Consider the following 5,473-nt stretch of genomic DNA (forward strand, 5'->3'; position numbering starts at 1 on the left):
GCGGAGAAATTTCTTCTTGTTCGAGACATAAAAATGATCCTTCTTTCTATAGTGCTTACAGTATACCAGATTCATTAAAAAATGTCTCTCAAAGTGTCTTAAATTACGATACCATTATATTATAGCATTCGTACAGGATTCTATAATAGTTCAGTTGATTTATCAATCTCTCACTAACCGTTTTTTCTTTTAATATATCCTCACATTTTTGAAAACAATCAACTATTGTATTATCTTCAATTATGCATCCATCTGGAAAATGATGTGCCCCCCAACCTAAAATATCCAAGTATGAATCAAACAGCAAATCAATTGTTTTCTGGTCACACTTCATACTTGAATAAGCAATCTCAAGGTATTTTACTGCCGCTTGATATCCCTGCTTATGATTTCTGAACAACTCATAATACCATCTGCATTCTGGCATTTTCTTCTCTTCGCAACGTGGTGTAATCCACATTAGGATATACTCTTTTAATTCGTATGGAATATCTGCATTTCCCCGGTCTTTCAAAGTATCCCATACATCACTATCACAATAATCCGAAAGAAATTGTGTTAATATTTCATCTTGATTTTCGTCTGACATTTCTCTTAGATGACCAACGATTGCTTGCACTTCTTTGTTTGCAAGTTTTTTTAACCCGTTATGATAAATATCCAAATATTTATATAAACTATTACTGAAATCACAATATACCATTCTGTCTCCTTGAACCTCAAGGCTTATGTACTGTTCGTCATATAACTAACAAAAGAATCTATTCCCAAAGTGCATTTATTTTATCTGGCAATAATTCTATCTCTGTACCAAGCACAGCAACATCATCTTCATCTATTAGCACTGGTACATTAAAGTAGTTTCCCTTATTATCAATTCCATAAAGTTCACCACCACCATTTGAACCAATAATAATGTGATCCGGCAGAAATACTTCAATTTCATAATCATCATTTATTTCTTGTAATTCTTCTAACCGATATAATATAAGCCATGTTTCACCAATATCGCCTTGGCCACCATTGTGTTTTTTCATAAATTCTATGTAATCGTTTGGTAATACCACATCATTTATTTTCTCGATAATTTCTCCAACATAAGGCGTATTAAATTCAAACATTCCCCATTTTTCCATATCATTCACCTCGCCGTAAAATTCAAATTCGTCTCTCCGTTAAACACACCGGCTTACTGAAACTTGTCGCTTTGTTTCTGTTTAGATTGCATTTGACATAAGAACGAAATTATTCAATCGTTTTAGATATTCTGCATTCGCCAATCAGACAATCCAACATATCTTCTACGCCAATTCCACACAGTTCGCAGCATCCATTTGTAAAACAATAAAATTCATTCGTGATGGTCATCACTAAAAACAGCTCATTTGTGCAACACATTCCCAGCGGATAAGTTGTTGTATTAATATCATACTCATCTAACAAATTTTCAAAATATTCCGCATCTAAATTTATTCCAATAGCTTCCAACGGATTGAAATCGACATCTCTAAACCATTTCAAATTCTCAATATGGAGCAATCCAAATTCCTCAAGAAAAGCTTCTACATTTGCTGGCATCTCCAATCCAATTTCTCTATATCTCTTTTTGAAAGCAGAAATATCAATTTTACGTCCACATTTCCATCCAGCTGCCTTTAGCCGTTGTAAGGTAGTAGTTTCCATACAATTCTCCTTCCCAATACAATAAGCAACTTCAAATAAACGCGTGCTTTTATAGCTCGCCTCTCAAACGTGCTTCTATATCAGATGCCGTGTATAACACATCCGTTACAATTACCCTTTCGTCACGGATTGTGTAAAACACTGAATAATTATCGACGAGCATTCTACGCAACTCCATTCTCTTTTCCGGCTCAGAATCCATAATCCTAAATCGTTCCGGGAAAGTGTCTAATGTAAGTATTTCATCAGCAATGCGATTATATTGCCCCATTGCATTATCCGGAGCAAGCAAATCTATAGCAATATAATTGTATATATCTTCCATATCCTGCAAAGCTTCTTTTGTAATCTCTACCTTATATTGCTTCATTAATGCCTCTCTCTAAATGCCACAAACGCACTAGCTGCATCCTCAACATTTCCTTTCTCTATATCGGCATATCCTTTTTCTAACTTTTGATGAATCTGTGTAACAGACATCATATCTGCATTCACTGAATTAGCTGCTTTTGGTAATACAATAGAAAAGGGAATTCCTCCTACTAATGATATTTGTTTTAAATACATATCTATAGCAGTAGCCATTGGTATCCCTAATTGTGCCAATACACTTTCTGCATTTTCTTTTACATCTGGATTTACTCTTATATTTAATGTTGCTGTTTTTCCCATAGAATACACCTCCATCTTTCTTTTATTGTAACGTCTTTTGCGTTACAAGTCAATCTATGAAATATATTTTCGATGCGATAGCTTCACATTGTTTTGATTAACCATTGTATATCTGAGCGTTGTATCTATTTGCTCATGTCCCAGAATTTTCTGTACCTGTTCAATCGGCATACCTTTCTCAATTGCTCTGGTGGCCATAGTCCTTCTGAACTTATGTGGGTGTACCTTTTCTACACCTAACTTCTTCCCCATTTCTCGTAATCGTAACTCCACACCGCTTTCAGTAAGTCTACTGTGTGGTTTGTTTAACGACACAAATAACGCTATATTATTATCTGTCCTTGATTCAATATAATTCAACAAATGAATTTTGGTCTTAGCATCAAAATATGCTTTCCTCTCTTTGTCTCCTTTGCCATAAACCACGCATTCCCGCTCAGAGAAATCTATATCATCAATGTTCAGCCTTACCAATTCGCCTACTCTAATTCCTGTTGAAAGCAGAAAATCAATCATTGCCCTATCACGCAGATTATTACAATTATCTCTAAGAATTTCTATTTTCTCATCCGGAATGGTATCTTTTACAATAACGGCAGTCTTTACCTTATGAATTCTTTTCATTGGGCTTTTTATAATATAATCCTCTTCCTCTAGCCACGAAAAAAATGTGGAAAGACTTCTACGAATATTATTAATAGTTACCTTTCCACAATTATTTATCGTTTGATACTCTACAAGATATTTTCGTAGCATCTCGGTCGTTATCTTTATGACCGGAATATTTCTGGATGACCTCCCATTCATGCCGCCAGATTTCACAATATTTCTGGTCGTTCCAGTCCACCGTATCCTCCTTGTGGCTTTTCCACCTGCCGGATGGCAGCTTTATCCGTTCCCCGTTTTCATCAAGGTCATAAACCTTACGGCTCTTGGGAAGCCATTTCCCATGTTCGTCCATTGCCCTCATAGTCAGCAGGACATGGGCGTGGGGATTGTGTCCCGGCGGATGGGGGTCATGGATGGCAAAGTCAGCAATCATGCCTTTGGTGGAAACAAATTGCTGTTCACAAAACTCCCGGACAAGGACAGCATATTGGTCGGGCGGTATCTCTCTGGGGATGGTAAGCACCCACCGCCTTGCAAGCTGGGAGTTCCATTGTTTTTCCACCGCTTCGGCGGCGTTCCATAGAGTATTGCGGTCTGCATACGACCGTGGGGCATTTGCCGGAAGCAGGATTTCATTGTGGACGATACCACGCTTCTCCGGATAGTGCTTCACTTGCTGGTCATATTCACAGAACAGCTTTTCACCACTCCGGTAAGCAGCGGCGGCAACAGCAGACTGCTGTTGGCTTCGCTGCACAATCGAGATTTCGTTGTGCGGACAGGGCATTTCGTGTCCCTCCTTTCGGTAATTGGTGGATGGGGTGGCGTTTTACCACCTCATTTTGGGCAGAAAAAAAGCAGGAGACCTTTTTCAGATTTCCTGCTTGGTGTGCCGCTGTGTGGGCGGCGGGTATTAAGTTGTAAAAGTTCAGGACAAGTTGACCCGATGTGTGGGTGGCAAATTGAAAGTTTTCTACTTTATACTTCCTAGATTAAAATCGTACTCATCAGATTCTCGTGGATTCTTGAAACCTTCAAACGAATCTACTTCTGTAAAGGAAAAGAAAAAACCACAGTTGGGGGTAGGAAATTTCTGTTGTTCCTTTCGGGTGTAGCCTTTGATGGACAGCAGATATTTTCCAGCGGGAACATTATACTTGATGTCCGTATAAATTGTACAGATACCATCTGGTGTTTCTGACTTATACCACCGTTCCCACGGGGAGTGGTAGTGCTCCACAGAACCGAAGTACCCCGGTGTGGTATAAAATTCTTCTTCCTTGATATGGTATTCCTTTGGCTCAAAAGGTTCAAGCTGTTCAATAGCAGAAATCCAAAGTCCATCTTTTACTTCCAGATTAAAGCCCTCATAGCTGATTTTTTGCACCCACTGGTCATCAAAGGGCTCGTCCTGCCCTTCCAATTTGATTGCATAATTATAGTGATCAATCCCTACCAACGGGATGAAAATTCCCTCTCGTTGCGTGTTCAGATAAAGCTCTTTATCCTTTTGCAGAAGACTTAACAGTTTTCTTTTCCGAATTTTCTCACGCTTCAAAAAATCCTGTAAGGTGTCTGCGGAAAATAAACAGATCCCATAGCCACCTGCAATTACCATTCTGTCCATAACTTCTCCTTCCCAATACAATAAGCCACTTCCGATTTGTCGTCGACTTCATTATACTTTACCCGACCGTCAAAGTATAGAGAGATTTTGTAAAACTTGTCGGCTGGGAACAGCTTGCAAAGCAAGGTGTCCCCAGATGGCAAGTCCACAAAAGGGTAGCTGGCGGCAGCCAGCGCAGGGGTGCAAAACGTCCGGTGGACGTTTGCCCTGCACCGACCGAAGCGGAGCGGAGACGGCGTAGCGTCTCCTGTATGATTTGGAGCAGACCATGACTGCGGAAGCCAACATTCTGTCGGCTGCTGCGGCTTTCGCCGAGTGAATATGCAAGCATATTCGTTCGGCTCATTGCTCGCACAAATCACAGCCCTCCGGCGAGGAGCCTTCGGAGAACGCAATGCACCAACCTCCGGGTGGTGTATAATTGCGCCCTTAGTAAACTAAGGGGTTTCCGGCTTCTTCCGTTCCAGCAGTTTTTTCAATAGTTCCTGCGTGTCCTGTCTGTGAAAAATGAGTTTCAACAACAGCATGATATCATCATCTGTCAGGCGTTCCGGCTCTTGCAGAAAACTTTCCAGCATACCGCCACGGGTACAGAGCCGGTGCGTCCGTTCCTTTCGGGTAAGCTGCTTTAACTGGTACTGCAATGCCTTTTCATCATTGATGGCTTTCCGCAGTTTCTTTTCGCTTTTCTCCAGCTCCCGGTTGAGCTTTTCCAGCTTTGAGGTATCAGGCAAGGGCAGCGTCCTCCTTTCCCGGTATCAGCACATAAATCCGGTTTGGTTCTCCAACGCCCTGACGCACCCGCATGATAAGTCCGACAGTTTCCAATTCATTCAGAGAACGCTTGACCGTCATGGGACTGCAGGACAGGACTGCGGCGTA

Annotated in this window: 8 protein-coding genes and 2 pseudogenes; all 10 read right to left on the bottom strand. The window is 40.7% G+C overall.

Translation table 11 applies throughout. The annotated features are described in order from the left end of the window. Positions 1 to 103: 103 nt before the first annotated feature. The 10 genes and pseudogenes from ABCW45_RS17445 to ABCW45_RS17490 all read right to left on the bottom strand — a co-directional run bounded on the left by ABCW45_RS17445 (position 104) and on the right by ABCW45_RS17490 (position 5,461). Positions 104 to 703, bottom strand: a complete 600-nt coding sequence (locus tag ABCW45_RS17445; RefSeq protein ID WP_343221271.1) for a hypothetical protein — start codon at positions 701 to 703, stop codon at positions 104 to 106. A gap of 58 nt (positions 704 to 761) precedes the next feature. Beyond that, positions 762 to 1,136: an SMI1/KNR4 family protein gene (locus ABCW45_RS17450; RefSeq protein ID WP_117553305.1), complete on the bottom strand. Its 375-nt coding sequence runs from the start codon at positions 1,134 to 1,136 to the stop codon at positions 762 to 764. 109 nt (positions 1,137 to 1,245) lie between these two features. Beyond that, the gene (locus tag ABCW45_RS17455) at positions 1,246 to 1,683 is read right to left on the bottom strand and encodes an SUKH-3 domain-containing protein (RefSeq protein ID WP_015553869.1); all 438 of its coding nucleotides are present in this window, start codon (positions 1,681 to 1,683) and stop codon (positions 1,246 to 1,248) included. A gap of 49 nt (positions 1,684 to 1,732) precedes the next feature. Then, the gene (locus ABCW45_RS17460; protein ID WP_015553868.1) at positions 1,733 to 2,053 is read right to left on the bottom strand and encodes a type II toxin-antitoxin system RelE/ParE family toxin; all 321 of its coding nucleotides are present in this window, start codon (positions 2,051 to 2,053) and stop codon (positions 1,733 to 1,735) included. Then, the gene (locus ABCW45_RS17465; RefSeq protein ID WP_015553867.1) at positions 2,053 to 2,355 is read right to left on the bottom strand and encodes a type II toxin-antitoxin system RelB/DinJ family antitoxin; all 303 of its coding nucleotides are present in this window, start codon (positions 2,353 to 2,355) and stop codon (positions 2,053 to 2,055) included. Before ABCW45_RS17465 ends, ABCW45_RS17460 begins: the two co-directional genes overlap by 1 nt. 54 nt (positions 2,356 to 2,409) lie before the next feature. After that, a pseudogene (locus ABCW45_RS17470) lies at positions 2,410 to 3,123 on the bottom strand (tyrosine-type recombinase/integrase); the annotation flags it as partial. A 19-nt stretch (positions 3,124 to 3,142) separates the two neighbouring features. Beyond that, positions 3,143 to 3,751, bottom strand: a pseudogene (gene mobQ / locus ABCW45_RS17475) (MobQ family relaxase); the annotation flags it as partial. A 186-nt stretch (positions 3,752 to 3,937) separates the two neighbouring features. After that, positions 3,938 to 4,591, bottom strand: coding sequence for a hypothetical protein (locus ABCW45_RS17480; protein ID WP_227612115.1), 654 nt, complete (start codon positions 4,589 to 4,591; stop codon positions 3,938 to 3,940). A gap of 437 nt (positions 4,592 to 5,028) precedes the next feature. After that, the gene (locus ABCW45_RS17485; protein ID WP_343221272.1) at positions 5,029 to 5,325 is read right to left on the bottom strand and encodes a DUF3847 domain-containing protein; all 297 of its coding nucleotides are present in this window, start codon (positions 5,323 to 5,325) and stop codon (positions 5,029 to 5,031) included. After that, positions 5,318 to 5,461 (bottom strand): DeoR family transcriptional regulator, encoded by a 144-nt coding sequence (locus ABCW45_RS17490; protein WP_425518634.1) that lies wholly within the window; start codon positions 5,459 to 5,461, stop codon positions 5,318 to 5,320. The genes ABCW45_RS17485 and ABCW45_RS17490 overlap by 8 nt, the downstream gene beginning before the upstream one ends. Positions 5,462 to 5,473: the final 12 nt, after the last annotated feature.

It is taken from the genome of Pilosibacter fragilis (assembly GCF_032490495.1).
GTDB classification, from domain to species: domain Bacteria; phylum Bacillota; class Clostridia; order Lachnospirales; family Lachnospiraceae; genus Pilosibacter; species Pilosibacter fragilis.